24 protein-coding genes and 1 pseudogene are annotated in these 22,735 nt (G+C 74.4%); 12 read left to right on the top strand and 13 right to left on the bottom strand.

Going from position 1 to position 22,735, the window contains the following annotated elements; translation table 11 throughout:
* Window positions 1-255: 255 nt before the first annotated feature.
* Complete coding sequence (locus K7I03_RS13190; RefSeq protein WP_185941481.1) at window positions 256-927, top strand: HAD family hydrolase; 672 nt, start codon at window positions 256-258, stop codon at window positions 925-927.
* A gap of 39 nt (window positions 928-966) precedes the next feature.
* On the opposite strand, the gene K7I03_RS13185 is transcribed toward K7I03_RS13190, so the two are convergent.
* Window positions 967-1,212 (bottom strand): hypothetical protein, encoded by a 246-nt coding sequence (locus K7I03_RS13185; RefSeq protein ID WP_185941480.1) that lies wholly within the window; start codon window positions 1,210-1,212, stop codon window positions 967-969.
* 345 nt (window positions 1,213-1,557) lie between these two features.
* Between K7I03_RS13185 and K7I03_RS34060 the strand changes: the two genes are divergently transcribed.
* Window positions 1,558-1,941 (top strand): cold-shock protein, encoded by a 384-nt coding sequence (locus K7I03_RS34060; RefSeq protein WP_185941479.1) that lies wholly within the window; start codon window positions 1,558-1,560, stop codon window positions 1,939-1,941.
* A 44-nt stretch (window positions 1,942-1,985) separates the two neighbouring features.
* Here the strand turns inward: K7I03_RS34060 and K7I03_RS13175 are convergent, their stop codons facing one another.
* The 4 genes from K7I03_RS13175 to K7I03_RS13160 all read right to left on the bottom strand — a co-directional run bounded on the left by K7I03_RS13175 (window position 1,986) and on the right by K7I03_RS13160 (window position 5,830).
* A complete protein-coding gene (locus K7I03_RS13175; protein ID WP_185941478.1) occupies window positions 1,986-2,855 on the bottom strand; it encodes a 1,4-dihydroxy-6-naphthoate synthase in 870 nt (289 codons plus the stop codon).
* A complete protein-coding gene (locus K7I03_RS13170; RefSeq protein ID WP_185941477.1) occupies window positions 2,855-3,691 on the bottom strand; it encodes a futalosine hydrolase in 837 nt (278 codons plus the stop codon). The genes K7I03_RS13175 and K7I03_RS13170 overlap by 1 nt, the downstream gene beginning before the upstream one ends.
* A gap of 2 nt (window positions 3,692-3,693) precedes the next feature.
* Window positions 3,694-4,152: a DUF2771 domain-containing protein gene (locus K7I03_RS13165; protein WP_185941476.1), complete on the bottom strand. Its 459-nt coding sequence runs from the start codon at window positions 4,150-4,152 to the stop codon at window positions 3,694-3,696.
* 196 nt (window positions 4,153-4,348) lie between these two features.
* Window positions 4,349-5,830 carry an MFS transporter gene (locus K7I03_RS13160; protein WP_185941475.1) on the bottom strand — a complete coding sequence of 494 codons (1,482 nt, stop codon included), beginning with the start codon at window positions 5,828-5,830 and terminating at the stop codon, window positions 4,349-4,351.
* Window positions 5,831-6,174: 344 nt separating this feature from the next.
* On the opposite strand from K7I03_RS13160, the pseudogene K7I03_RS13155 reads away from it, so the two are divergent.
* Window positions 6,175-7,050: pseudogene (locus K7I03_RS13155) on the top strand (DUF3027 domain-containing protein); the annotation flags it as partial.
* Window positions 7,051-7,239: 189 nt separating this feature from the next.
* Here the strand turns inward: K7I03_RS13155 and K7I03_RS13150 are convergent.
* Window positions 7,240-7,485, bottom strand: coding sequence for a plastocyanin/azurin family copper-binding protein (locus tag K7I03_RS13150; protein WP_185941473.1), 246 nt, complete (start codon window positions 7,483-7,485; stop codon window positions 7,240-7,242).
* Between the two features lie 270 nt (window positions 7,486-7,755).
* On the opposite strand from K7I03_RS13150, the gene K7I03_RS13145 reads away from it, so the two are divergent.
* Complete coding sequence (locus K7I03_RS13145; RefSeq protein WP_185941472.1) at window positions 7,756-10,872, top strand: sacsin N-terminal ATP-binding-like domain-containing protein; 3,117 nt, start codon at window positions 7,756-7,758, stop codon at window positions 10,870-10,872.
* A gap of 185 nt (window positions 10,873-11,057) precedes the next feature.
* Window positions 11,058-11,738, top strand: coding sequence for a DUF6585 family protein (locus K7I03_RS13140; protein ID WP_185941471.1), 681 nt, complete (start codon window positions 11,058-11,060; stop codon window positions 11,736-11,738).
* A gap of 525 nt (window positions 11,739-12,263) precedes the next feature.
* On the opposite strand, the gene K7I03_RS13135 is transcribed toward K7I03_RS13140, so the two are convergent.
* A complete protein-coding gene (locus K7I03_RS13135) occupies window positions 12,264-12,503 on the bottom strand; it encodes a hypothetical protein (protein ID WP_224347028.1) in 240 nt (79 codons plus the stop codon).
* A 299-nt stretch (window positions 12,504-12,802) separates the two neighbouring features.
* Here K7I03_RS13135 and K7I03_RS13130 point away from each other — a divergent pair, with 299 nt between their 5' ends.
* The gene (locus tag K7I03_RS13130) at window positions 12,803-12,997 is read left to right on the top strand and encodes a trypsin-like serine peptidase (RefSeq protein ID WP_224347027.1); all 195 of its coding nucleotides are present in this window, start codon (window positions 12,803-12,805) and stop codon (window positions 12,995-12,997) included.
* Window positions 12,998-13,135: 138 nt separating this feature from the next.
* On the opposite strand, the gene K7I03_RS13125 is transcribed toward K7I03_RS13130, so the two are convergent.
* Window positions 13,136-13,489 carry a hypothetical protein gene (locus K7I03_RS13125; protein WP_224347026.1) on the bottom strand — a complete coding sequence of 118 codons (354 nt, stop codon included), beginning with the start codon at window positions 13,487-13,489 and terminating at the stop codon, window positions 13,136-13,138.
* 179 nt (window positions 13,490-13,668) lie between these two features.
* Here K7I03_RS13125 and K7I03_RS13120 point away from each other — a divergent pair, with 179 nt between their 5' ends.
* Entirely contained in the window at window positions 13,669-13,860 is a 192-nt protein-coding gene (locus K7I03_RS13120; protein ID WP_313772140.1) for a hypothetical protein, read from the top strand.
* A gap of 71 nt (window positions 13,861-13,931) precedes the next feature.
* On the top strand, window positions 13,932-14,123 hold the full coding sequence (locus K7I03_RS13115) for a DUF1059 domain-containing protein (RefSeq protein WP_185941468.1): 192 nt from the start codon (window positions 13,932-13,934) through the stop codon (window positions 14,121-14,123).
* An 82-nt stretch (window positions 14,124-14,205) separates the two neighbouring features.
* Here K7I03_RS13115 and K7I03_RS13110 read toward each other — a convergent pair whose 3' ends face one another.
* Window positions 14,206-16,620, bottom strand: a complete 2,415-nt coding sequence (locus K7I03_RS13110; RefSeq protein WP_185941467.1) for an HAD-IC family P-type ATPase — start codon at window positions 16,618-16,620, stop codon at window positions 14,206-14,208.
* A 20-nt stretch (window positions 16,621-16,640) separates the two neighbouring features.
* On the bottom strand, window positions 16,641-16,943 hold the full coding sequence (locus K7I03_RS13105) for a DUF2530 domain-containing protein (RefSeq protein WP_185941466.1): 303 nt from the start codon (window positions 16,941-16,943) through the stop codon (window positions 16,641-16,643).
* Window positions 16,944-17,166: 223 nt separating this feature from the next.
* On the opposite strand from K7I03_RS13105, the gene K7I03_RS13100 reads away from it, so the two are divergent.
* Window positions 17,167-18,633, top strand: a complete 1,467-nt coding sequence (locus K7I03_RS13100) for an NCS2 family permease (protein ID WP_185941662.1) — start codon at window positions 17,167-17,169, stop codon at window positions 18,631-18,633.
* 72 nt (window positions 18,634-18,705) lie between these two features.
* Here K7I03_RS13100 and K7I03_RS13095 read toward each other — a convergent pair whose 3' ends face one another.
* Window positions 18,706-19,098 (bottom strand): type II toxin-antitoxin system VapC family toxin, encoded by a 393-nt coding sequence (locus K7I03_RS13095; RefSeq protein WP_185941465.1) that lies wholly within the window; start codon window positions 19,096-19,098, stop codon window positions 18,706-18,708.
* Window positions 19,095-19,376, bottom strand: coding sequence for a hypothetical protein (locus K7I03_RS13090; RefSeq protein WP_185941464.1), 282 nt, complete (start codon window positions 19,374-19,376; stop codon window positions 19,095-19,097). The genes K7I03_RS13095 and K7I03_RS13090 overlap by 4 nt, the downstream gene beginning before the upstream one ends.
* Before the next feature lie 241 nt (window positions 19,377-19,617).
* Here K7I03_RS13090 and K7I03_RS13085 point away from each other — a divergent pair, with 241 nt between their 5' ends.
* Window positions 19,618-20,124, top strand: coding sequence for a MarR family winged helix-turn-helix transcriptional regulator (locus K7I03_RS13085; protein ID WP_398857106.1), 507 nt, complete (start codon window positions 19,618-19,620; stop codon window positions 20,122-20,124).
* A 25-nt stretch (window positions 20,125-20,149) separates the two neighbouring features.
* Window positions 20,150-21,535 carry an MFS transporter gene (locus K7I03_RS13080; protein WP_185941463.1) on the top strand — a complete coding sequence of 462 codons (1,386 nt, stop codon included), beginning with the start codon at window positions 20,150-20,152 and terminating at the stop codon, window positions 21,533-21,535.
* 67 nt (window positions 21,536-21,602) lie between these two features.
* On the opposite strand, the gene K7I03_RS13075 is transcribed toward K7I03_RS13080, so the two are convergent.
* Window positions 21,603-22,136, bottom strand: a complete 534-nt coding sequence (locus tag K7I03_RS13075) for a GNAT family N-acetyltransferase (RefSeq protein ID WP_185941660.1) — start codon at window positions 22,134-22,136, stop codon at window positions 21,603-21,605.
* A 19-nt stretch (window positions 22,137-22,155) separates the two neighbouring features.
* Between K7I03_RS13075 and thpR the strand changes: the two genes are divergently transcribed.
* Window positions 22,156-22,716: an RNA 2',3'-cyclic phosphodiesterase gene (gene thpR / locus K7I03_RS13070; protein WP_185941462.1), complete on the top strand. Its 561-nt coding sequence runs from the start codon at window positions 22,156-22,158 to the stop codon at window positions 22,714-22,716.
* Window positions 22,717-22,735: the final 19 nt, after the last annotated feature.

Below are 22,735 nucleotides of genomic sequence, written 5' to 3'. Positions count from 1 at the left end.
CCATCCGCCGGTGTACGGACCTGCTGGCGTACGGGCCCGCCGCCGTACGGACCCGTCGCCGGGCCCGCCCCCGTTCCCGTCCGCCGTACAGAACCCGCCCGCCGTCCCACCGCTGTACGGGCCCGCCGCCGTCCCGCCACCGCGCGGATCCCGTCCGTGGACCCAGCCGCAGAGGACCCACCCGTCGTCCCGCCGCCCCAGCCCACCCCACCCCACCCGCGCGGGAGTCCGTCCCCCACGCGCACAATGAGCCCCATGACCACGCAGCCCCGCGCCGCCGTGCCGGCAGCCCCCTTCACCGTCGGCTTCGACCTGGACATGACCCTGATCGACTCCCGGCCGGGGATCCGGACGACCTACGAGGCCCTGGCCGCCGAGACCGGGGTGTTCATCGACGCGGAGCTGGCGGTCAGCCGGCTCGGGCCGCCGCTGTTCCAGGAGCTGCGGGAGTGGTTCCCGGAGGCGGACGTGCCGCAGGTGGCCGACCGTTACCGCGCCCTGTACCGGGAGCTGGCGATCACCGGCTCGCTCGCGATGCCCGGCGCGCGGGAGGCCCTCGCCGCCGTACGGGAACTGGGCGGCCGGTCGATCGTCGTCACCGCCAAGCACGGCGGGAACGCCCGGCTCCACCTCGACCACCTGGCCCTGGAGCCGGACGCGCTGATCGGCGACCTGTGGGCCGAGCAGAAGGCGGTCGCCCTGCGCGAGCACGGTGCCGGCGTCTACGTGGGGGACCACACCGGTGACGTCCGGGGCGCCCACGCGGCCGGCGCCCTGTCGGTGGCCGTCGCCACCGGCCCCTGCCCGGCCGGCGAACTGAGCGCCGCCGGCGCGGACGTCGTCCTCGACGGGCTCGCGGACTTCCCCCGCTGGCTCCGCGCGCACCGGGCGGAGGTGGCGGAAGCGGAGGCCGCGGCTTCCGCCTGACCGGCCGTCCGGCCGTCCGGTCCCGGCCGGCGCCCGCGGTCAGCGCGCCGCCGTCGCCTCCCGTGCGCGCCGCCGCTGGTCGGCGGCGGTGCGCAGGACGCCGGCCGCGGCGATCAGGAAGCCGACGCCCATGAGCATGCACACGAAGTAGGCGGCCGACGGCAGCGGGTCGGCGCCCAGGAAGAGCGGGGCGACGGTGGCCATGGTGGCCACTGCGCCCACGAGGAAGACGATCGCGCCAGCGCGCACCAGCAGATCCCCGGCCCGGGGCGTTTCGTTGCTCACCCGAGCAGGGTAGTTGCCTTGTGGCGGGCGTGCGCCCGCGGCTGCCCGGCAGGGCTGTGACCAGGAGCGGCGCGGAGGGACCGCCCGACGGCGGGGCGGGAGCGGACATCACCGGAGGCGCGCCGGACGCGCAGAGGTACGACCTGAGGACGTCTTGTCACCGGGCCCGGGACCATTAGCCTTGGTTCTGGCTTCGGTTCAGCGGGTTTCGCGACCCGCTGCCGTGCTGTCCAGAGCCGTTTTTACTTGCGTTCAGATGTTTCGATAATTTCCCACGCCTACCAACCGTTTCCGATACATTCCGACCGTTTCCGATTTCCGACGAGTACGAGGACGAGGACAGACGTGCCTACCGGCAAGGTCAAGTGGTTCAACAGCGAGAAGGGCTTCGGCTTTCTCTCCCGTGACGACGGCGGAGACGTCTTCGTGCACTCCTCGGTGCTCCCGGACGGGGTCGACGCCCTCAAGCCAGGCCAGCGCGTGGAGTTCGGCGTCGTCGCCGGACAGCGTGGTGACCAGGCCCTCTCCGTGACGCTCCTGGACCCCACCCCCTCCGTGGCCGCGGCGCAGCGCCGCAAGCCCGACGAGCTGGCCTCGATCGTCCAGGACCTGACCACCCTCCTGGAGAACGTCACCCAGCAGCTGGAGCGCGGCCGTTACCCCGACAAGGCGTCGGGCTCGAAGATCGCCAACATGCTGCGGGCGGTGGCGGACCAGCTGGACGTCTGACCGGCCGGCACGGCCGCCGGACCGGACGGGATCCCGGGCGCGCGTCAGACGAAGCGGAGCGCGTCCGGCCCCACGGCCGGTACCAGGCCCTCCGCCGCCGCCCGGGTCAGCAGGCCGCGGACCGCCGCGTAGCCGCTCTCCCCGAGGCCGGTGGTGAACTCGTTGACGTACAGCCCGATGTGCTGGTCGGCGACGGCCGGATCCATCTCCTGGGCGTGCTCCATGACGTACGGACGCGACGCCTCCGGGTCGTCCCAGGCCATCCGCACGGACGTCCGGGCCGCCTCGGCCAGCCGCCGCAGCGTCTCCGCGCCCAGCGAGCGCTTCGCGATGATCGCGCCCAGCGGGATGGGCAGGCCGGTGGTGGCCTCCCAGTGCTCGCCCATGTCGGCGAGGCGGGTGAGCCCGTAGTTCGCGTAGGTGAACCGGGCCTCGTGGATGACCAGACCGGCGTCCACCTTGCCGTCCCGCACGGCCGGCATGATCTCGTGGAACGGCAGGACGACGATCTCGCCCACGCCGCCCGGCACCTCGGCCGCCGCCCACAGGCGGAACAGCAGATAGGCGGTCGAGCGCTCGCTCGGCACCGCGACCGTCCGGCCGGCCAGCTCCGCAGGGTCGGTGATCCCGCCCGCGGTCAGCACCAGCGGCCCGCAACCGCGCCCCAGCGCGCCGCCGCAGGGCAGCAGCGCGTACTCCTCCAGCACCCACGGCAGCACCGCGTACGACACCTTGAGCACGTCGAGCTCACCGCGCTCCGCCATGCCGTTGGTGACGTCGATGTCCGCGAACGTCACGTCGAGGGGCGGCGCGCCGGGGACGCGGCCGTGCGCCCAGGCGTCGAAGACGAACGTGTCGTTGGGGCAGGGGGAGTAGGCGATGCGGATCGGCTGGTCAGCGGTCGGCTGGTCCATCAGTCTCGGCGGCCTTCCTCGGTGATGTCCTCTGGAGTGACGGCGGAAGCGACGGAGGATGTGGCGACGGGTGAGACGGCGGAGGCTTCGTCAGGTCGTACCGCCTCCGACGCCGCCGGCGTGCGTCCCGCGAGCGCCGGACCCATCGCCCGGAACGCCTCCGTCAGCGCGGCGAGCGCGTCCCCGATGCGCCAGGCGGCCCGGTCGCGCGGGCCGACCGCGTTGGAGACGGCCCGCAGTTCCAGCACCGGCACACCGTGCGCCGCCGCGGCCTCGGCCACGCCGAAGCCCTCCATGGCCTCGGCCAGGGCGTCCGGGTACCGGGCGGCCAGTTCGGCGGCGCGGGCCGCCGTGCCGGTCACGGTGGAGACGGTCAGTACGTCCCCCGGCCGGGCGCCCGTCGCCGCGCCGACCGCGTCGACGAGCGCGTCGTCCACCGGGTGCGCGTCGACGCCGAAGCCCAGTTCGGTGACGGGCAGGAAGCCGTCCGACGTGGCCGCGCCCAGGTCGGCGGCGACCACGCGGCGCGCGACGATGAGCCCCCCGAGCGGGGCCCCGGGGGCGAAGCCGCCGCCGATGCCCGCCGAGACCGCCAGGTCGTACGGGGCGCCGGCGAGCGCCGCCGCCGTGAGGGCCGTGGCCGTGCCGGCCGCCGCCGCGGCGGGACCCACCCCGGCCGCCAACACGTCGTACGTCACGCCGGCCGCCGGTATCCGGTGCAGGACGGCGCCGCCGGGCAGCGCGATCTCTTCGGGCTCCCCGGGCCCCGCCGGACCGGCGGCGGCCGTCACGGACGACCGCTCGGCGGCGACGGCGGTGACGACCAGGACGCGCATCGTCAGTTGTCGTTCTTCAGCGTGTAGTTCCAGACGCCGTACGTCTTCTTGTCGCCGACCATGAAGATGCTGATCTTGGCCTCGTCCATGCCCTGCTGGAGGAAGGACGACGCGGACAGGGTGCGGTACGTCCGCGTGGAGACGTCGCTCCGCTGGGTCCCGGAGGCGATGAACCAGCCCTTCTTGGCGACCTTGGGGTCGACGCCGAGGTGCAGGAGGCCGTCGGCGGGCACCTTGAGCGTCTTGCCGCCCTTGCCCAGGCAGTCGGCGAGGTCCGACTGTTCGATGCCCCCCTTGCCGTCGTAGCAGGCGGCCTCGGCGTGGACCTCGGACTTGTCGGCGGTCAGCGTCGTCAGCGGAGTCGGCTTGTCGCAGGCGGAGAGGGCGACGACACCGAAGGTCACGGCCCCGAGTGCGGCAGCGGCGCGGCGGCTTCTGCCCCGGAAAAACGCAGCGGTCATGCGGGCAGGCTATCTGGCCACGTCAATCCCGTGTCGCGCGGGTGCGGCGAGCCGCGCCGGACCACCGGGGACCGGGCGGCGTACCGGGGCGGCGAGGGGCCCATACGGGGGCGGCGAGGGGCCCTGGGGCGGGCGGCGCGTGGGTGCGTCGGGGCGCGTCGGGCGGTCGTGGGGCACCGCACCGGCCCGTCGCCCGTCACGCCACCCGCGGGTGCGGCGTCCCCCGCCGGGCGGCCGTCAGCAGGCCCCGGACGGCCGTGGCCACGCCCAGGGCCAGGAACCCGGCGGCCACGGCCATGCCGAGGACGCCGTTGAGCGGCAGCAGGATGCCGATGCCGCCGCCGAGCACCCACGACATCTGGAGCAGCGTCTCCGACCGGGCGAACGCGGACGTCCGGACCTCCTCCGGGACGTCGCGCTGGATCAGCGAGTCCAGCGACTGCTTGCCGAGCGCCTGCGAGATGCCCGCGACCGCCGCGACGAGGACGATGAAGAACGCGTTGGTGAGCACCGCCGCGACGATCGTCGAGGCCAGCGCCGCGGTGAGGACGACGGCGATCGTCTTCTCCGGGCCGCGGGAGCGCAGCAGTGCGCCGATCGCGGTGCCGAGGGCGTTCCCGCCGCCGGCCGCCACCGCGACCATGCCGAGCGAGAACGCCGGGCTCAGCCCGCTCAGCGGGTGGACGCGGAGCAGGAACGCCAGGAAAAAGGTGAGGAAACCGGACAGCATGCGGAGCGCGCTGTTCGCCTGGAGCGCGTGCAGCACCGAGCGGCCGACGGTCCGCAGCCCGGGCTTGGGGCGGCGCTCCCGGAGCGCCCGCCGCTCCCGCCACGCCCGCCACGGGCCCGGGCCGCGCCCGCTCGGGGCGGACCGTCGCGGCAGGGCGAGCGGCCGGCTGTGCCCGGGCAGACGGGACCGGTGATGCCGGTGGTGCCGGTGTTCGTCCGACGCGAGGCGGGCGCGGGCCTCGCCCTTCGCCGAGTCGACCATGTGCGGCAGGGACAGCGACAGATAGGCGCCGAGCAGGAAGACGACACACGCGCCGTACAGCGGCCAGGCCGGCCCCAGGTGGTGCAGCCCCGCTCCGAGCGGGGCCGCCACTCCCGTGGCCAGCAGTCCCCCCAGCGTCACCCGGGAATTCGCCTTCACCAGCGAGATCCGCGGTGGCAGCAGCCGTGGCACGACGGCCGACCGCACCACCCCGTACGCCTTGGAGGCCACCAGCACCCCGAGGGCCGCCGGATAGAGCTCCAGGCCGCCGGTGGCGACCGCGCCGGTCATGGTCAGGGCCAGGACCACCCGGGTGATCATCGCCGCGGCCATGGCGGCCCGGCGCCCGTGCGGGAGCCGGTCCAGCAGCGGGCCGATCACCGGGGCCAGAAGGGTGAACGGGGCCATGGTGATCGCCAGGTAGAGCGCCACCCGGCCGCGGGCCTGGTCGGTGGGGACGGAGAAGAAGACGGTCGAGGCCAGCGCGATCGTGATGAGCATGTCGCCCGCGGAGTGCACCGCGTGCAGCTCGATCAGCTTGGCCAGGCCCGACTCGCCCGCGCCGTGCGCGTGCGTCGCCTTGCGGATGCCGCGCGCGGCCCAGGTGACGGGCGCGCGCAGGGCACGGCCGACGCTCCGGCCGCCCCGGCGGAGCGGACCGCCATGTGCTGACCGGATGACACCCACGACGTCATCTTGCCCCACCTGGAGCGGAGTACGGCACACTCGGCCGGGTCGCTTCGGCCGGGGGCTCCCGGGGGCGTACCGGAGCGACCCGGGGAGCTCACCGAAACCCGGGTATCCCCCGGGTGGTCACCCGAGGTAGCGTGCCCCACGCGCCACCAGCGGTCGTTCTTGGCCGCGCGCCGAGTCTCGATCCCGCAGAATGGACATGACCAGGTGCGCCCGAGGCCGTTCGGGCGCGGACGTCGACGCGGTCCTCCGGTCCGCTCCGTCCGCCGGCCCGGCCGCTCGGCTGGCGCACTCGTGAGACGGCGTGGAAGAGAGAATCGATTCTTGTGAGTGCTGCGATGCGAAGCCGTACCCCGGACCGCCTGTGCGCCGAGGCGGTCGAACTGGCCCGTACGGCGGCCGAGGAGGCCGCGCACCCCGGGCAGGTCGGTGACCACGTCGAGGTCACCGCCGACGGGGACCGCGTCGTCACGCACTACTTCCGCTGCCTCGACCCCGGCTACCGCGGCTGGCGCTGGGCCGTCACCGTCGCCCGCGCCTCCCGCGCCAAGAACGTCACGCTCGACGAGACGGTTCTGCTGCCCGGCCCCGACGCCCTCCTGGCCCCCGAATGGGTGCCCTGGAGCGAGCGGCTGCGCCCCGGCGACCTCGGCCCCGGCGACCTGCTGCCCACCGAGTCCGACGACCTGCGGCTGGAGCCCGGCTGGACGGGCGCGGAGGAGCCGCCGCCGAACTCCGTCGTGGCCCCCGCCGCCCTCTCCCACGAGCTGGCCGACCTCGCCGACGCGGAGGACGCCGAGGTGGCGCCCGGCCCGCCCGCCGCCCAGCCGACCGCCCCCGCGCGCGGCTCCCTCACCTCGCTCGCCGAAGAGCTCGGCATGCGCCGCGCCCGCGTCCTGTCCCGCTACGGCCTGCACATCGCCGCCGACCGCTGGGACGAGTCGCACGGCGCCAAGACGCCCATGGCCCAGGCCGCCCCCGCCCCCTGCGTCAGCTGCGGCTTCCTCATCCCGATCGGCGGCTCCCTCGGCCAGGCCTTCGGCGTCTGCGGCAACGAGTTCGGCGCCGCCGACGGCCACGTCGTCTCCCTCTCCTACGGCTGCGGCGGCCACTCCGAGGCCGCCGTCATGCCCAAGCCGCCGCGCCCGGCGCCCCCCGTCATCGACGAGACGGTCGTCGACGTGCTGCCGATGGGGGACGCGGCGCGGGGGGGCCGACGAGGCGGACGAGGACCTGGGGCACGCCTAGCCGCTCGCGCGGGGCGTGGCCAGGGCGGGGCGGCGGCCGGGTCCGGCCGACGGCGGCGCGCCTGGCGGGCCCATGGGCGTCCCGCCCGCGAACCGACCGCCCGGGACGGACGGGAGCCGCCGCGCGTGAGGTGACGCGGAGACGCCGGCCCGTCCTCAGCCGGCCGTGACCGTCCCCCGCATCTCCGGGTGGATGTCGCAGTGGTACGGGAACGTCCCGCTCTGGGCGAAGGTGTGGGCGAAGGTGCCGCCCCGGCCGAAGGGCTCCGAGCCGAAGGAGCCGTCGTCGGCCGTCACCGTGTGGTCGGTGCCGTCGTCGTTGGTCCAGGTGACCGTGTCGCCCGCGGCGACCGTCAACTGGCCGGGGATGAAGGAGAAGTCGCGGATCGAGACAGTGGCCATGAGGTTCCCCTTTCGCCGGGGGATGTGACCCCGCCGGACGGGGGATCTGCCCCGCCGCCGGCCGCCCCAACCGGCTTGTCATCCTTACGAGTCCGGCGGAGACACCCCGGAGTCGTCCCGGGACGCCCGTGGGGGACGGGGGCCGGCGGCGCGGGCTCCTGACGTCCCGGTCCTCCCACCCCGCCGCCCCCGCGAACACCCGCACGGTACGTTCACCCTTGCAAGGCCCACCCCTGTGGGCAGAGCTCCACGCAGAGGAGACGAGACGACGTGAGCGGCACAGCGACGGACCCGTTCGGTACCGGCCGCCTCCGCCGGGGGGTGCTGGACGCCTGGGCGGCGTCGGCGGCCCGGTTCCGGGAGGACGCCAACGCCGAGGAGGACCTGGCGCTCGGCGGCTACCGCGACCGTCTCGTCGTCGAGCTGGCGCAGAACGCCGCCGACGCCGCCGCCCGCGCGGGCGTCCCGGGCAGACTGCGGCTGACGCTGCACCCGGCGCACGCCGACGGCCCGGCCGTCCTCGCGGCCGCGAACACCGGTGCGCCGCTGGACGCGGCGGGAGTGGAGTCGCTGGCGACGCTGCGGGCGTCGGCCAAGCGGGAGGAGACGGGCGCGGCGGGCCGCTTCGGCGTCGGCTTCGCGGCCGTCCTGGCCGTCAGCGACGAGCCCGCCGTCCTCAGCCGTTCGGGTGGTGTCCGCTGGTCGCTGGCGGAGGCGCGCGGGCTCGCGGAGCAGGCGGCGGCCGGCGCGCCCGCGCTCGGCGACGAGCTGCGCCGCCGCGAGGGCCACGTCCCGTTGCTCCGGCTGCCGCTGCCCGCCGAGGGCACGCCGCCCGAGGGCTACGACACCGTCGTGGTGCTGCCGCTGCGCGACGGTGCCGCGCAGGACCTCGCCGAGCGGCTGCTCGCGGGCGTGGACGACGCCCTGCTGCTCGCCCTCCCCGGGCTGCGGGAACTGGTCGTTGAGCTGCCGGGCGCGGCCCCGCGCACCCTGACGACGCATCAGGAGGCCGGGCACGTCGTCGTCGAGGACAGCGCGGGGGAGACCACCCGCTGGCGCGTCGAGCGGGCCGGCGGGCGGCTGGACCCGGCGCTGCTCGCCGACCGCCCGGTCGAGGAGCGGCTGCGCCCGAACTGGGCGCTGACCTGGGCCGTCCCCGTGGGCCCGGACGGCGCCCCGGCCCGCCCGCGGACCGCGCCGGTGCTGCACGCCCCGACGCCCACCGACGAGCCGCTGGGCCTGCCCGCCCTGCTGATCGCCACCTTCCCGATGGACCCGACGCGCCGGCACGCCGCGCCCGGCCCGCTGACCGACTTCCTGGTGGGCCGCGCCGCCGAGGCGTACACCGCGCTGCTGCGCGACTGGCGTCCGGTGACGGCCGGCATCCTCGACCTCGTCCCGTCGCCGCTGGCGCAGAGCCCGCTCGACGCGGAGCTGCGCAGCCTGGTGCTGGAGCGGCTGCCGAGGGTGGCGTTCCTGCCGAGCGCGTCCGCCGCGCCGGAGGGTGAGGAGGCGTACGCGCTGCGGCCCTCCGAGGCGGAGATCGTGGAGGGTGCGGGCGCGAATACCGTCACCGTGCTCGGCGAGCTGTTCCGCAGCCTGCTGCCGGCGGGGCTGGAGCGCCGTCAGGAGCTGCGCGCGCTGGGTGTGGCACGGGTGTCGCTGGGGGAGACCATCGACCGGCTCGCGGGCGTCGAGCGGACGGCGGAGTGGTGGTGGCGGCTGTACGACAGCCTCGCCGGGGTGGACCCGGACCGGCTGAGCGGCCTGCCCGTCCCCCTCGCCGACGGCAGCCGCACCGCGGTCGGCCCCCGCCAGGTGCTGCTGCCGCCCGCCGACGCCGAGGCGGCGTCCGGCGCGGAGCGGCTGTCCCGGCTCGGCCTCAAGATCGCCCACCCGGCGGCGGCCCACCCGCTGCTGGAGAAGCTGGGCGCCACGCCCTCCTCGCCCCGCGCGGTGCTCACCACCCCGCAGGTCCGCGCCGCGGTGGCGCACTCGCTCGACGCGGCGGAGGCGTGGGACGAGGACGCCCTCGACCCCGACGAGCTCGCCGACACCGTCCTGGCGCTCGTCCGCGACGCCAACCTCGCGCCCGGTGACGAGCCGTGGCTCGCCGCGCTCGCTCTCCCCGACGAGGATGGCGAACTCGCCCCGGCCGGTGAACTCGTCCTCCCGGGCAGCCCGTTCGAGCAGGTCATCCGCCCCGGCGAACTCGCCGCCTGCGACGCCGCGCTGGCCGAGCGCTGGGGCGCCCAGCCGCTCACCGCCGTCGGCGTCCTCGCCGACTTCGCCCTCGTCCGGGCGGCCGACGTCGTCCTCGATCCGGACGAACTGGAGCCGCGCGACGGCGACTTCCCCGAGCCCGACGACGCCGGGCTGCTGGACGCCGTCGACGTCTGGTGCGAGGACGTCCTCGACGGACTCCCCGAGACGCCCGTGCCGCCCGTGGCGACGGAGCTCACCGCCGTCCGCGACCTCGACCTGGTCGCCGACGACGCCTGGCCGCGGGCCCTCGCCATGCTGTCCCGGCCGCCGCTGCGCGACGCGCTCACCGCGCCCGTCCGCGTCCTGCTGCCGGACGGCACGACGGAGAGCGTCCGCCCCTACACCGCCTGGTGGCTGCGCGGCCACCCGGTCCTCGACGGCCGCCGCCCCGCCGGGCTGCGCGCCGCCGGCGGCGACCCGCTGCTGGAGGGCCTGTACGAGGAGGCGGACGCGACCGGGTTCGCGGACGAGCAGGTGCTGCGCGCCCTCGGCGTCCGCACCACCGCCGCGGCCCTGCTCGACGAACCGGGCGGCGCCGCCGAGCTGCTGGCCCGCCTCGCCGACCCGGACCGCCCGGTGCGCGCCGACCGGCTGCACGCCCTCTACGGCCTGCTGGCCGCGCTCGACCCCGAGGACGTGACCCTCCCCGACGACCTGCGGGCCGTCGTCGACGGCGAGGTGCGGGTCGTCGACGCGGCGGACGCGCTGGTCGCCGACGCGCCCGATCTCCTCCCGCTGGCCGCCGGCCTGCCGCTGCTGCCCGTCCGCCCGGACCGCGCCGCCGACCTCGCGGAGCTGTTGCAGGTGCGACGGCTGAGCGAGGCGGTGCCCGCGGTGGTGGAGGCGAGCGCCGGGGAGCTCCGCGAGGTGCCCGACGGCGTCCGCGTCCTGCTGCCGGACGCGCCGACCACGTACGTCGAGCACGAGGAACTGCACGTCGGCGACGTGGAGTTGGACTGGCGCCTCGGCCCCGACGGCGTCCTGCACGCCACCACCCTGGAGGGCGTGGCCGCCGGCCTCGCCTGGGCCGCCGGCCACTGGTCCCGCCGCTTCGAGGCCGCGGCGCTGCTGGAGGACCCGTCGCGGACGGCGGAGCTCGCGCGGGACCGGTGGTTCGACTGACGTCCGCGCTCAACGGCATGACGTGGCGGCGGCCTTACCGCGGGTGAGGCCGTACGCGGTGGTGTGGCGGGGCACGCTCTCCGGACGCGCCCGCCCGGGTGGTGCGGAACCGGAGCGGGGCAGGACGGGCGCGCCCCTCCGGCGCTACCCTGCCGGGTATCCGATCGGACGCACGGGGGTGCCGCATGCCGGAAATACTGCTGCCCAGGGAAGGCGACTGGCGCGTCTTCACGCCGGAGGCGCGGGAGGTCGCCGAACGCCGTGACCTCGGGGAACTGCTTGAGGTGTACGCGCTGACGAACGGCTTGTCGCGCAAAAAACCCAACCGGGTCTACGAGTTCGCGCGGGGCGTCGTCCGCCACAACCACGGGAAGCCGGCGCTGGCGTTCCACCTCGACGACATGACCGAGGTGACGGCGAAGGTCACCCGGCGCACCTACAACGGCCAGTACGACGCGATGTACTTCACCTTCACGGTCACCTGCGCGAAGGGCGGTTCGCTGAAGCTCGACGCCTACTACAAGCGCGAGGGCGACCACGGGCACCGGTACTACGGGCTGGGCGAGGCGCTCCGCAAACACGTCGCCGCCCGGCGGCTGCCGGCCGACCGGGAACGGCTCCGGCAGGGGCACGAGGTCACCTTCGGGGAGTTCGGCCTCAGCCCCGGCGGCCTGATCTGGAAGGGGAAGAAGCCGGTGCCGTGGGAGCGCGTCGGGCCGGCGCGGGTGAAGGAGGGCTGGGTGACCGTGGAGCTGGCCGGCGGTTGGACGAAGAAGTGCGCCCGGGAGCTGGGGGACGTGCCGGACTACGAGGTGTTCCTGGCGCTCTTCGCCGAGCTGCGGGAGTCGCTGCCGCGCATAGGCTGAGCCGGGGGCGGGGTGGGGGTGGGCCTCGGACGGGGGCCCGGTGGGTCCTGATGGGTCCTGATGGGCTTCGACGCCCGACGGGGGCTGGGCCTGACGGGCTTCGACGAGTTCCGACGGGTGTGGCGGGCCCGTCGGCAGGGAGGTCCGGATGCGGGTCGCCGCCCGACGCGGGCGTTGCGGGAAGGGCCCGGCGCGGAAGCACTCCGGCGCGGAGGGGGCCGCCCGGAAGATCCCGGCTCGGCGGGCCCGCGCGCGGGGGCGCCGCCCCGGGAACCGCACCGCTCCCCCGCTCGTCTCCCCGCCCGACACAGCCGTCCCTAACGTCCCGTCAGGAGACACCACTCCCATGCGCCTTCCCCGTCCCGCCCACCGCAGGCTCGCAGCCGCCGTCCTGGCCGCCACCGCGACGTTCGGCGCTGCTCCCGCCGCCTCCGCCGCCGGCCCGGCCCCTGCCGGCCGGAGCGCCGCCGCGCCGGCCGTCGCCGAGGCGGCGTACACGGCGAAGGAGCGCGCGGAGGCGCTCGCCTACTGGACGCCGGAGCGGATGCGGAAGACCGGCCTGGCCGTGGACCTGGGGAAGTCCGGCCCGCTGGCGAAGCCGTGGAAGGGCACGCCGATGAAGACCGTCGGGCGGCTGTTCTTCGTCAACGCCAATGGCGACGACACCTGGTGCACGGCCACCGCCGTCCGCAGCGGCAACCGGTCCGTGGTGATGGCGGCCGGGCACTGCGTTCGCCGGCCGGCCTCGCCCGTCAACACGTACACGGACCTCGTGTTCGTGCCGGGCTACGACAAGGGGAAGCGCCCCTACGGCGTCTTCCCGGTCGCGAGGACCGTGACGCCCGCCTCCTGGGCGAAGGACGCCGTCGGCGACGTCGCCGCGCTCACCGTCGACCCGGTCAAGGGCCGGAGGCTGACGGACGCGGTCGGCGGCCAGGCGATCGCGTTCGACCGGAAGCCGGGCGAGAAGGTGACGGCCTTCGGCTACCCGGCGTCCCGCCCGCAGCGCGGCGAGGAGTTGCTGGCCTGCACGGGGGACGACCAAGGCGGGGCCCGACGACGAGGTGGTCATCCCCTGCGACCTGGCGGGCGGGTCGAGCGGCGGCCCCTGGCTGGCCGGTTTCGACGCCAAGTCCGGTCTGGGGACGCTAGTGTCGGTCAACAGCCACGGCGACTCCCCGGACGGCAGCCGGACGATGTCCGGCCCCCGCTTCGGCGCGGTCGCGAAGGCCGTCTACGAGCGGGCGCAGCGCGGCTGAGCCGGGCTGAGGTGGGCGCGTCCTCTGGGGGCTGGGGGAGGCCCGGGGGCGTCTTCCCGAGCCTCCCGCCGACCCCTTCTCCGAGGCGTCCGTCCGGAGCGAGGGGTCCGCGGAGCGCCCGGCTGCGGCGTGCCCGCACTATGCGGAGGCCCGGCGCGCCCGCCCCGCCCGGCGCACCCGACGCGCCCGCCCCGCCCCGCCCGGCGCACCCGACGCGCCCGCCCCGCCCGGCGCACCCGCCCCGCCCGGCGCACCCGCCCCGCCCGGCGCACCCGCCGCGCCCGGCGCACCCGCCGCGCCCGGCGCGCCCGACGCGCCTCGCGCGAACGCCTCCGCCGCGAACGCGCGGAAGTCGCGCGGCTCGCGCCCCGTCATCCGTCGCACCTCGTCCGTCACCCGGTCCTCCGCCCCCGCCGCGATGTCCTCGTCCAGCCGCGTGAGCAGGGCGGCGAACGGCGCGGGCAGCCCGTCCGCGGCCAGCCGTTCCCGCAACTCGGCCGCCGGGACGGGCCGGTGGCGGGCGGGGCGGCCGGTGACGTCCGCGACGACGGCCGCCGCCTCGGCGTAGCTCAGGGCGCGCGGGCCGGTGAGGACGAGCTCGCGGCAGGGGGCCGCCGGGTCCGTGAGGGCGCGGGCGGCGCGCGGCGGGCCACTACGGGTGGTGGCACGACGTGCTCACGGACGCGCTGCGCCGGCTGCCGGGCGGGGACGGGGACGGCGACGACGCGTCCTTCACCGCCCACGCGCTGCTGGCGGCCGTCCGCGCCGACCTCGTCGAGCACCTCGTCGGCGAGCGCGGCCAGGACCCGGAGCGGCTGCGTGCGGCACTGGCCGCGCACGTCCGGCGGGTGCTCGGCGACTGAGGTGTGCCTCGGCCGCGTCGTCCTACGCTGGGAAGTACCGATCCGGTTCGTTCGGGACCCGGGAGGCCGAGATGACCAGGAAAGTGGCGGACTGCCGCAAGTACCCCAGCGAGTCGCACTGCACGCTCACCATCTCCGGCGAGGAGGACGAGGTCCTGCGGGCCGCGGCCGAGCACGCCGTCTCCGTGCATCAGCACGAGGACACACCGGAGCTGCGTGAGAAGCTGCGGGACTTCCTGGAGGACGAGCAGCCGTCCGCGTGAGATCACTGTCGACCGTCAGCCGGCGGGCACCGGTCCCGGTCGCCCGCCGCGTCGTCCCCTCACGCCGGCGCGTCACTCCGTCTTACGCCGGGAACCGGCGCCCCACCCACCTCCAGGCCACCTCCAGCACCACCGCCGCCACCGCCGCGACGCCCACCGCCGCCCACGGCAGCGTCGTCCCCACCAGCTTCAGCGCGAAGAACCGCTGGAGCCACGGCACCCCCAGGACCACCAGGAACGCCACGCCCATCGCTGCCACCAGCAGCACCCGCCACCACGTGTACGGCCGGGCGATGATCGCCAGCACCCACATCGAGATCAGGAACAGCGTGAGCGTCGCCGCGCTGGTCTCCGCGTCGAGGGAGCCCGCGCCCGTGTAGTAGTAGCGGGCCAGCAGGTAGGTGGCGAAGGTCGCGAGGCCCGCGATCAGCCCGGCCGGGACGGAGTAGCGCATCACGCGCCGGACGAAGTGCGGCTTGGCGCGCTCCTTGTTGGGCGCCAGGGCCAGGAAGAAGGCGGGAACGCCGATCGTCAGGGTGGACAGCAGCGTCAGGTGCCGGGGCAGGAAGGGGTACGGCACCCGGGTGCAGACCACGAGGATGGCGAGCAGCACCGAGTAGACGGTTTTGGTCAGGAAGAGCGTGGCCACCCGCGTGATGTTGCCGATGACCCTGCGCCCCTCGGCGACCACCGAGGGCAGTGAGGCGAAGCTGTTGTTGAGGAGCACGATCTGGGCGACGGCCCGCGTCGCCTCCGAGCCGGCGCCCATGGCGACGCCGATGTCCGCGTCCTTGAGCGCCAGCACGTCGTTGACGCCGTCGCCGGTCATCGCGACCGTGTGCCCGCGGGCCTGGAGCGCCCCGACCATGTCCCGCTTCTGCTGCGGGGTGACGCGGCCGAAAACCGACCCCTCGTCGAGCGCCTTGCCCATGTCCTCGCGCTCGGCGGGCAGTTTGCGCGCGTCGACGGGCGACTCCGCGCGCGGCAGCCCGAGCTTGGCGGCGACCGCGCCGACGGAGACCGCGTTGTCACCGGAGATGACCTTCGCGGCGACCTTCTGCTCGTCGAAGTAGCGCAGGGTGTCGGCCGCGTCGGGCCGCAGCCGCTGTTCGAGGACGACGAGGGCGGCCGGGCTGACGTCCTCGGCGACGCGCGGGTCGTCCAGGTCGCGGCCGGCGCGGGCGAGCAGCAGGACGCGCAGGCCCTGGGAGTTGAGCTCCTCGACCTCGCCGAGCGCCCGGTCGCCCTCCTTGAGGAGCACGTCGGGCGCGCCCAGCAGCCAGGTGGCGACCTCGCCGTCGGGGGAGTGGAGTTCGGCGCCGCTGTACTTGCGGGCGGAGGAGAAGGGGAGTGCCTCGGCGCAGCGCCAGCCCTCGCCGTCCGGGTAGGCGTCGACGATCGCCTGGAGGCTGGCGTTGGGGCGCGGGTCGGAGTCGCCGAGGGCGCCGAGCACCTGCCGGACGTACGCCTCCTCGGCGTCGGCGAGCAGCCGCAGGTCGGAGACGTCCATGCCGCCCTCGGTGAGGGTGCCGGTCTTGTCCAGGCAGACGACGTCGATGCGGGCCAGGCCCTCGATCGCGGGCAGCTCCTGGACCAGGCACTGCTTGTTGCCGAGCCGGATGACGCCGATCGCGAAGGCGACGGACGTCAGCAGCACCAGCCCCTCGGGGACCATGGGCACGATCCCGGCGATCATCCGCCGGACCGCCTCCCGCCAGTCGTGGTCCTGCACCACGAGCTGGCTGATGATCAGGCCCACGGCGGTGGGGACCATCATCCACGTGACGTACTTGAGGATCTGGCTGATGCCCGTGCGGAGCTCGGAGTGGACGAGGGTGAAGCGGGACGCCTCCTCGGCGAGCTGTGCCGCGTACGCCTCGCGGCCCACCTTGGTGGCGGCGAACGCGCCGCCGCCCGCGACCACGAACGACCCCGACATGATCTTGTCGCCGGGCTTCTTCAGTACCGGGTCGGCCTCGCCGGTCAGCAGCGACTCGTCGATCTCCAGGCCGTCGCTCTCCAGCACCTCGCCATCGACGACGCACTTGTCGCCGGGCCCGAGTTCGATCACGTCGCCGAGGACGATCTCGCCGGTGGCGAGGGGGACGGGCGTGCCGTCGCGGCGGACGGTGGGCTTGGACTCGCCGATGACCGCGAGCGAGTCGAGGGTCTTCTTGGCGCGCAGCTCCTGGAGGATGCCGATCGCGGTGTTGGCGACGATGACGAAGCCGAAGAGGCCGTCCTGGAGCGGGCCGACGACCAGGATGATCAGGAAGAGGACGCCGATGATCGCGTTGAAGCGGGTGAAGACGTTGGCCTGGACGATCTCGCCCACGGACCGGGAGGAGCGCACCGGGACGTCGTTGACCTCGCCCCGGGAGACACGCTCGGCGACCTCCGCGGCGGTCAGCCCGGGGTGCCGGCGCGGCGGTCGGCCGGGGGCCCCGCGTGCGTCCTGGTCCGCGGCCTCGCCCGCGGTCTGCGCCGGATCGCTCATGCATCCGACGGTACGGGCGTTCAGCCCGTTTCACCTTCCGAAGGGATGCTTTCGGCCGCCTTGCGCTCGTTCTCCCGCGCCGCCGCGTGCCGCTTGATCGCGGCGTCCCGCTTGCGGACGTACCAGACGCCGACGAGGCCGAGCCCGCCGCCGGTCAGACAGGTCCACAGCCACCACAGGTGGCCGCCGTCGGAGAGCCGGCCGTAGAAGGGGAGCTGGACGACGAAGAGGACGAACCACACGATCGTGCCGCCGGTGATGGTGGCGACGACATTGCCCTCCAGGGGCTCCGGCGCCTCGTGCCTGGGTGTCCACTTCGTCATGGCCGCCAGCCTAGTCCGTCCGGAGACGACGATCTTGGCCGGATCCCCGGGGCCTATAGGGGTCTACGCGCGGAGATAGCAATTCGGGGCTTGTTTATTCATACTGAAACGAGTCGGATCTGATCGGCTGCTTTTGTATGAACATCCAGCCGTGCTCGATCCCGCCCTCCCCGCCAACCGCTCCGTGGGCCTCGGCCCCCGTCCCGTACGTCTGAGGTCCCGCATGTCCTCCTCGGCCACCGCACCGGTCGACGCCCAGCAGCCGTCCCCGACGCCGTCCGGCGGTCCGCTCGACCGCTACTTCCGGATCAGCGAGCGGGGCTCGTCCGTCGCCCGCGAACTGCGCGGCGGTCTCGCCACGTTCTTCGCGATGGCGTACATCATCATCCTGAACCCGATCATCCTCGGGGCCGGCCAGGACAAGTTCGGGCACCAGCTCGACAACGCCCAACTGGTCACCGCCACCGCGCTGATGGCCGGCCTCAGCACCGTCCTCATGGGCGCCATCGGCAACGTCCCCATCGCCTGCGCCGCCGGCCTCGGCATCAACGCTGTCGTCTCGCTCCAGCTCGCCCCCAAGATGAGCTGGCCGGACGCGATGGGCATGGTCGTCCTGGCCGGCCTGGTGCTGATGCTCCTGGTCGCCTCCGGCCTGCGGCAGCGCGTCATGGACGCCATCCCCAATGGCCTCCGGCGCGCCATCGCCATCGGCATCGGTCTGTTCATCTCGCTGATCGGCCTGGTCGACTCGGGCTTCGTCACCCGCAACCCGGACGCCGCCCACACCACCGTCCCGATGGGCCTCGGGCAGGGCGGTCAGCTGCACGGCTGGCCGGTGCTGGTCTTCGCCGCCGGGCTGGCGCTGACGTTCATCCTGGTCGTCCGCAAGGCGCCCGGGGCGATCCTGATCGGCATCGTCGTGATGACCTTCGTGGCGATCCTGATCAACGAGCTGGCCGTGATCCCGGACCTCAACTGGGGCCTCAGCGTGCCCCGCATCCCCGACAGCGTCGTCGCCACCCCCGACTTCGGCCTGGTCGGCAACATCAGCCTCTTCGGCGGCTTCCACGAGGTCGGCCTGCTCACCGGCTGCCTGTTCGTCTTCACCGTGCTGCTGTCCGGGTTCTTCGACGCGATGGGCACGATCATCGGCGTCGGCGAGGAGGCCGGGCTCACCGACGAGAACGGCCAGCTGCCCAACATGGGCAAGATCCTGATGGTCGACGGCGTCGCCGTCGCCGCCGGCGGCCTCGGCTCCGCCTCCGCCAACACCTGCTTCGTCGAGTCCACCGCCGGCGTCGGCGAGGGCGCCCGCACCGGCCTCGCCAACCTCATGACCGGCGGCCTCTTCCTCCTCGCCCTGATCTTCACCCCGCTGGCGACCGTCGTCCCCTCCCAGGCCGCCACCCCGGCCCTGCTCGTCGTCGGCTTCCTGATCATGGCGGCCAACGTCAAGGAGATCGACTGGAGCGACTTCACGATCGCGATCCCCGCGTTCCTGACGATCGTCTCGATGCCGTTCACCTACTCCATCACCAACGGCATCGGCATCGGCGTCCTCGCCTTCATCCTCCTCCGCGTCGCCGACCGCCGCGCCCGCGAGATCCCCTGGCTCCTCAACGTGGTGGGCGCCTGCTTCCTCGTCTACTTCATGCTCGACCCGATCGAGCGCGCGCTCGGCGTGAAGTAGCCCTTCCCCGCACGCGGCCACGACGGCCGGGGCAACCGGTGACGGTTGCCCCGGCCGTCGTGCCGTCCGGCGTCAGACCGCCTCGACGGCGATATGGGGCCGACAGAGCCGACGCAGGTCGTCGACGTCGCTGGTGATCACTGTGACGTCCCCGTGCTCCGCATGCGCGGTGGCCGCGAGCATCGCGTCGATGGCGTACTTGTGGCCGTGCGGACCCTCGGTCGCCAGCAGCCTTCCAGCCGCGCGGGCGATCTCCTCGGTGACGGGGCGCACCTTGGTCAGGGATACCGCGTGGTCGAACGCCGCCTGTGGCACTTTGGGGTCGCGTGCTTCGACGAGGGCCGCGGCGCTGGTCACCACCACGAGGTCCAGTCTTCGGGCGACGTCCAGCCACACGGTCATGGTGCGATGCCGGCGGCACAGCGTGGAGAGGGCTTCGCTGTCGAGAACCAGCGTCCCGCTCACGCGGCGTTCTCCGGGGCTGACCCGCTCCGGCGGGCGGCGTGGAAGGTGCGCAGACGCTCCACCTGGGCATCCACCTCGGCCTGGTCGACCGGGCCGTGATCGGCTTCGGCGGCCGCGATGAAGTCGTCGATCGCCTCCCGCTGGAGCTGCCGCTGAACGGCTTCCTCCACGTATGCGGACACGCCTTGCCGGCCTGCGCGCGCACGGATGGCTTCCAGGGTCTCGGTCCGCAGGGAGACGCTGGTGACGCTGGTGCTGCCACGGCGAGCTGGGGTCATGAGCCGAGCGTAATAAGCCATGTATGAAGGCGGCTAGGAATCACGGGAACTGCTAGGAAGTGCCAGGAACTACGGGGAACTGCGGCGGCGAAGTGCTGGGGGCGGCGAGTCGCGCGAGGCGTCGAGGGCGCGTACCTGCCGCCGTGCGCCCCTCTGCGGCCCGCCCCTGGGACCCCGCTGCTCCCGTGCGCCCGTCCGTGCACACTTTCCTTAGGTGAAATAATGAGTTAATCTAATGAACATGCCGGACCTGTCCCGCACCTCTTCCCCTGAGGTCCCCGACCCCGCACAGCAGCCCTCGGACACCGCCGCCGCCGACAGCGGCACCGACCCCGACACGGACGCCGTCGACGCGTTGCGCTCGGGTGTCATGCGACTGTCCCGGAGGCTCAAGCACCAGCGGGTCGACGAATCGCTCAGCCCGGCCGAGATGTCCGTCCTGGGCACCCTGGCCCGGTGCGGTTCGGCCACCCCGGGGGAGCTGGCCCGCAAGGAGCACGTCCAGCCGCCGTCGATGACCCGCATCGTCGCGCTGCTGGAGAGCAAGGACCTGGTCAGGCTGGAACCGCACCCCGAGGACCGCCGGCAGAAGGTGGTCACACAGACCGAGCGGGCCGAGGCCATGCTCGAAGAGAGCCGGCGCAAGCGCAACGCCTGGCTGGCCGAGCTGGCCGGGCGACTGGACGAGGACGAGTGGGCGACGCTGCGCGCCGCCGCACCGGTACTGGAGAAACTCGCGCACTTGTAGCCCGAGCAAAGGAGGCGAACCCACTTTGAGTACGGGACCCGGAGCAGACTCCGCACCCGCACCGAACCGCCACGACGACGCACGCACCACCCCCCTGACCCGCAAGGGGGGCATGTTCAGCTCACTCAGGATCCGCAACTACCGGCTCTTCGCCGCCGGCCAGGTCGTGTCGAACACCGGCACCTGGATGCAGCGAATAGCCCAGGACTGGCTGGTCCTCGGCCTCACGGGCTCCTCCGCCGCGGTGGGCATCACCACCGCCCTGCAGTTCCTGCCGATGCTGTTCCTCGGGCTGTACGGCGGCGTCATCGCCGACCGGTGCCCCAAGCGCCTCCTGCTCCTCGTCACCCAGGCGGCGAGCGGACTGACGGGCCTCGCGCTCGCGGTCCTGACCCTCTCCGGCCACGTCCAGGTGTGGCACGTCTACCTCACCGCCCTGGCCCTCGGCCTCGTCACGGTCGTCGACAACCCCGCCCGGCAGGCGTTCGTCCACGAGATGGTCGGCCCCGCCGACCTCGGCAACGCCGTCAGCCTCAACTCCGCCAACTTCCAGACCGCGCGGCTCGTCGGTCCCGCCGTCGCCGGTGTCATGATCACCGCCGTCGGCAGCGGCGCCGCCTTCCTCTTCAACGGGCTCTCCTACATCGCCCCGATCGCCGGTCTGCTGATGATGCGCACCGGGGAGCTGCACAAGGCCGAGACCGCCCCGCGCGGCAAGGGACAGCTCCGCGAGGGGCTGCGGCACGTCCGCGAACAGCCCGACCTGCTCTGGCCGATCATCCTCATCGGCTTCGTCGGCACCTTCGGCTACAACTTCCCCATCTGGCTCACGGCGTTCGTCAACGACGTCCACCACGCCGGCGCCGGCACCTACGGCCTGCTCAACACCCTGATGGCGGCCGGCTCCCTGGCCGGCGCCCTGCTCTCCGCCCGACGCGGCAGCTCGCGGCGGCGCGTCATGGTCGGCGCGGCCCTCGTCTTCGGACTGCTGGAGGTCGCCGCCGCCCTGTCGCCCACGTTCTGGCTGTTCGCCGTGCTCCTGGTGCCCATCGGGATGTTCGGTCTGACGATCAACGTCACCGCCAACTCCAGCGTGCAGCTGGCCGTCGCCCCCGCCATGCGCGGCCGGGTGCTCAGCCTCTACATGATGGTCTTCATGGGCGGCACCCCGATCGGCGCGCCCCTCGTCGGCTGGATCACCGACGCCTACGGCGCCCGCGTCGGCTTCGCGGCCGGCGGTGTGATCTCCGTCCTCGCGGCGGCCGGCATCGGCCTCGGCCTGGCCCGCGCCGCCGGCCTGCGGCTCCAGGTCGACCTGCGGCGCGGCCGCCGGCCCGTGCGCTTCGTGCCACGCCGGCCGGCGCCGGCGGAGGAGCGGCAGGAGGCGGGGACGCTGACGACGGCGGCGTGAGGGGAGACGGCGGGGGCGCTGACGACGGCGGCGTGAAGTGAGGCGGCGGGGGCTCCCGGGGCCCTCGTCACCCCACCCGGCGCTCCAGCACCTGCCCCGGCCAGTCGCCCACGCGGAACGTCTCCGTCGGGACGAACCCCTGGCCCCGGTAGTACGCGACCAGCCGCCCGTCGTCGCCCGCGTAGCAGTCCACCCGGAGCAGGTCCACGCCCTGCCGCCGGGTCTCCCGCACCGCGTGCGCGAGGAGCGCCGCGCCGGTGCCCCGGCCCGCGCGGCGGCGGTCGGTGACGAGCAGGCGGATGAACACCTCCGGTTCCCCGGCCGGTTCGACGTACTCGGACGGCCGGGGAGCCAGCGTCAGCGTGCCGACGGGTATGCCGTCGCACTCGGCGATCCAGGCGGTGGCCGACGCCAGGTTGTCGCGGATCCTGTCGACGCTCGCCGGCCGCGCCGAGAACGGCTCGGTGCCCCACTGCCCCGGACGGCCCCGGGCCGTCAGCCACGCGACGGCACTGTCGAGCATCGCGAGGACCGCGGGGAGGTCCTCGACCCCGCCCTTCCTGATGACCAGCCGGTCGTCTTCCCGCTGCGTGATCTCCATCCGCGCGACACTAATCGGCATGCGCCTCTTTGTCGCCGTCATTCCCCCGCCGGCCGCCCTGTCCCAACTCGGCGCGGCGGTGGCCGGGTTGCACGCCCTCCCCGACAGCGGACGGCTGCGCTGGGCCGCCCCCGCGACCTGGCACTTCACCCTCGCCTTCCTGGGCGAGGTGGACGAGGCGCTGCTGCCGGACCTCACCGAGCGCCTGGGCCGGGCGGCCCACCGCCACCCCGCGCACGAGCTCCGGCTGGCGGGCGGCGGCCGGTTCGGCGACCGCGTCCTGTGGACCGGCGCGGACGGCGACGTCGCCACCCTCCGCGCCCTCGCCCGCTCCACCGGCGCGGCCGCCCGCCGCGCGGGCATCCCCGTCGACGAGTCCCGCCCCTTCCACGCCCACCTCACCCTCGCCCGCGCCGGCGGCGGCGTCCCCCTCCGGCCGTACGCGGAGGCGCTCGCCGACTTCCAGGGCTCACCCTGGACCGCCGAGCGGCTGGAACTGGTCCACAGCCGGCTGCCCGGCTCGGGGGTGCCGGGGGAGCGGCCCCGCTACGAGACGGTGCGGTCCTGGGGGCTGGGGTGATGAGGGGGTACCGAGGGGG

Source organism: Streptomyces mobaraensis (genome assembly GCF_020099395.1).
Classification (GTDB): domain Bacteria; phylum Actinomycetota; class Actinomycetes; order Streptomycetales; family Streptomycetaceae; genus Streptomyces.
The sequence above is the reverse complement of the archived record's forward strand: the minus strand, read 5'-3'. Positions and strand labels throughout refer to the sequence as shown.

What these genes read in the sequence shown, in the direction of transcription:
- K7I03_RS13190 (WP_185941481.1), top strand. Translation starts at nt 256, where the DNA reads ATGACCACGCAGCCCCGCGCCGCCGTGCCGGCAGCCCCCTTCACCGTC.
- K7I03_RS13175 (WP_185941478.1), bottom strand. Translation starts at nt 2,855, where the DNA reads ATGGACCAGCCGACCGCTGACCAGCCGATCCGCATCGCCTACTCCCCC.
- K7I03_RS13170 (WP_185941477.1), bottom strand. Translation starts at nt 3,691, where the DNA reads ATGCGCGTCCTGGTCGTCACCGCCGTCGCCGCCGAGCGGTCGTCCGTG.
- K7I03_RS13165 (WP_185941476.1), bottom strand. Translation starts at nt 4,152, where the DNA reads ATGACCGCTGCGTTTTTCCGGGGCAGAAGCCGCCGCGCCGCTGCCGCA.
- K7I03_RS13150 (WP_185941473.1), bottom strand. Translation starts at nt 7,485, where the DNA reads ATGGCCACTGTCTCGATCCGCGACTTCTCCTTCATCCCCGGCCAGTTG.
- K7I03_RS13140 (WP_185941471.1), top strand. Translation starts at nt 11,058, where the DNA reads ATGCCGGAAATACTGCTGCCCAGGGAAGGCGACTGGCGCGTCTTCACG.
- K7I03_RS13115 (WP_185941468.1), top strand. Translation starts at nt 13,932, where the DNA reads ATGACCAGGAAAGTGGCGGACTGCCGCAAGTACCCCAGCGAGTCGCAC.
- K7I03_RS13110 (WP_185941467.1), bottom strand. Translation starts at nt 16,620, where the DNA reads ATGAGCGATCCGGCGCAGACCGCGGGCGAGGCCGCGGACCAGGACGCA.
- K7I03_RS13105 (WP_185941466.1), bottom strand. Translation starts at nt 16,943, where the DNA reads ATGACGAAGTGGACACCCAGGCACGAGGCGCCGGAGCCCCTGGAGGGC.
- K7I03_RS13100 (WP_185941662.1), top strand. Translation starts at nt 17,167, where the DNA reads ATGTCCTCCTCGGCCACCGCACCGGTCGACGCCCAGCAGCCGTCCCCG.
- K7I03_RS13090 (WP_185941464.1), bottom strand. Translation starts at nt 19,376, where the DNA reads ATGACCCCAGCTCGCCGTGGCAGCACCAGCGTCACCAGCGTCTCCCTG.
- K7I03_RS13085 (WP_398857106.1), top strand. Translation starts at nt 19,618, where the DNA reads ATGCCGGACCTGTCCCGCACCTCTTCCCCTGAGGTCCCCGACCCCGCA.
- K7I03_RS13075 (WP_185941660.1), bottom strand. Translation starts at nt 22,136, where the DNA reads ATGGAGATCACGCAGCGGGAAGACGACCGGCTGGTCATCAGGAAGGGC.
- thpR (WP_185941462.1), top strand. Translation starts at nt 22,156, where the DNA reads ATGCGCCTCTTTGTCGCCGTCATTCCCCCGCCGGCCGCCCTGTCCCAA.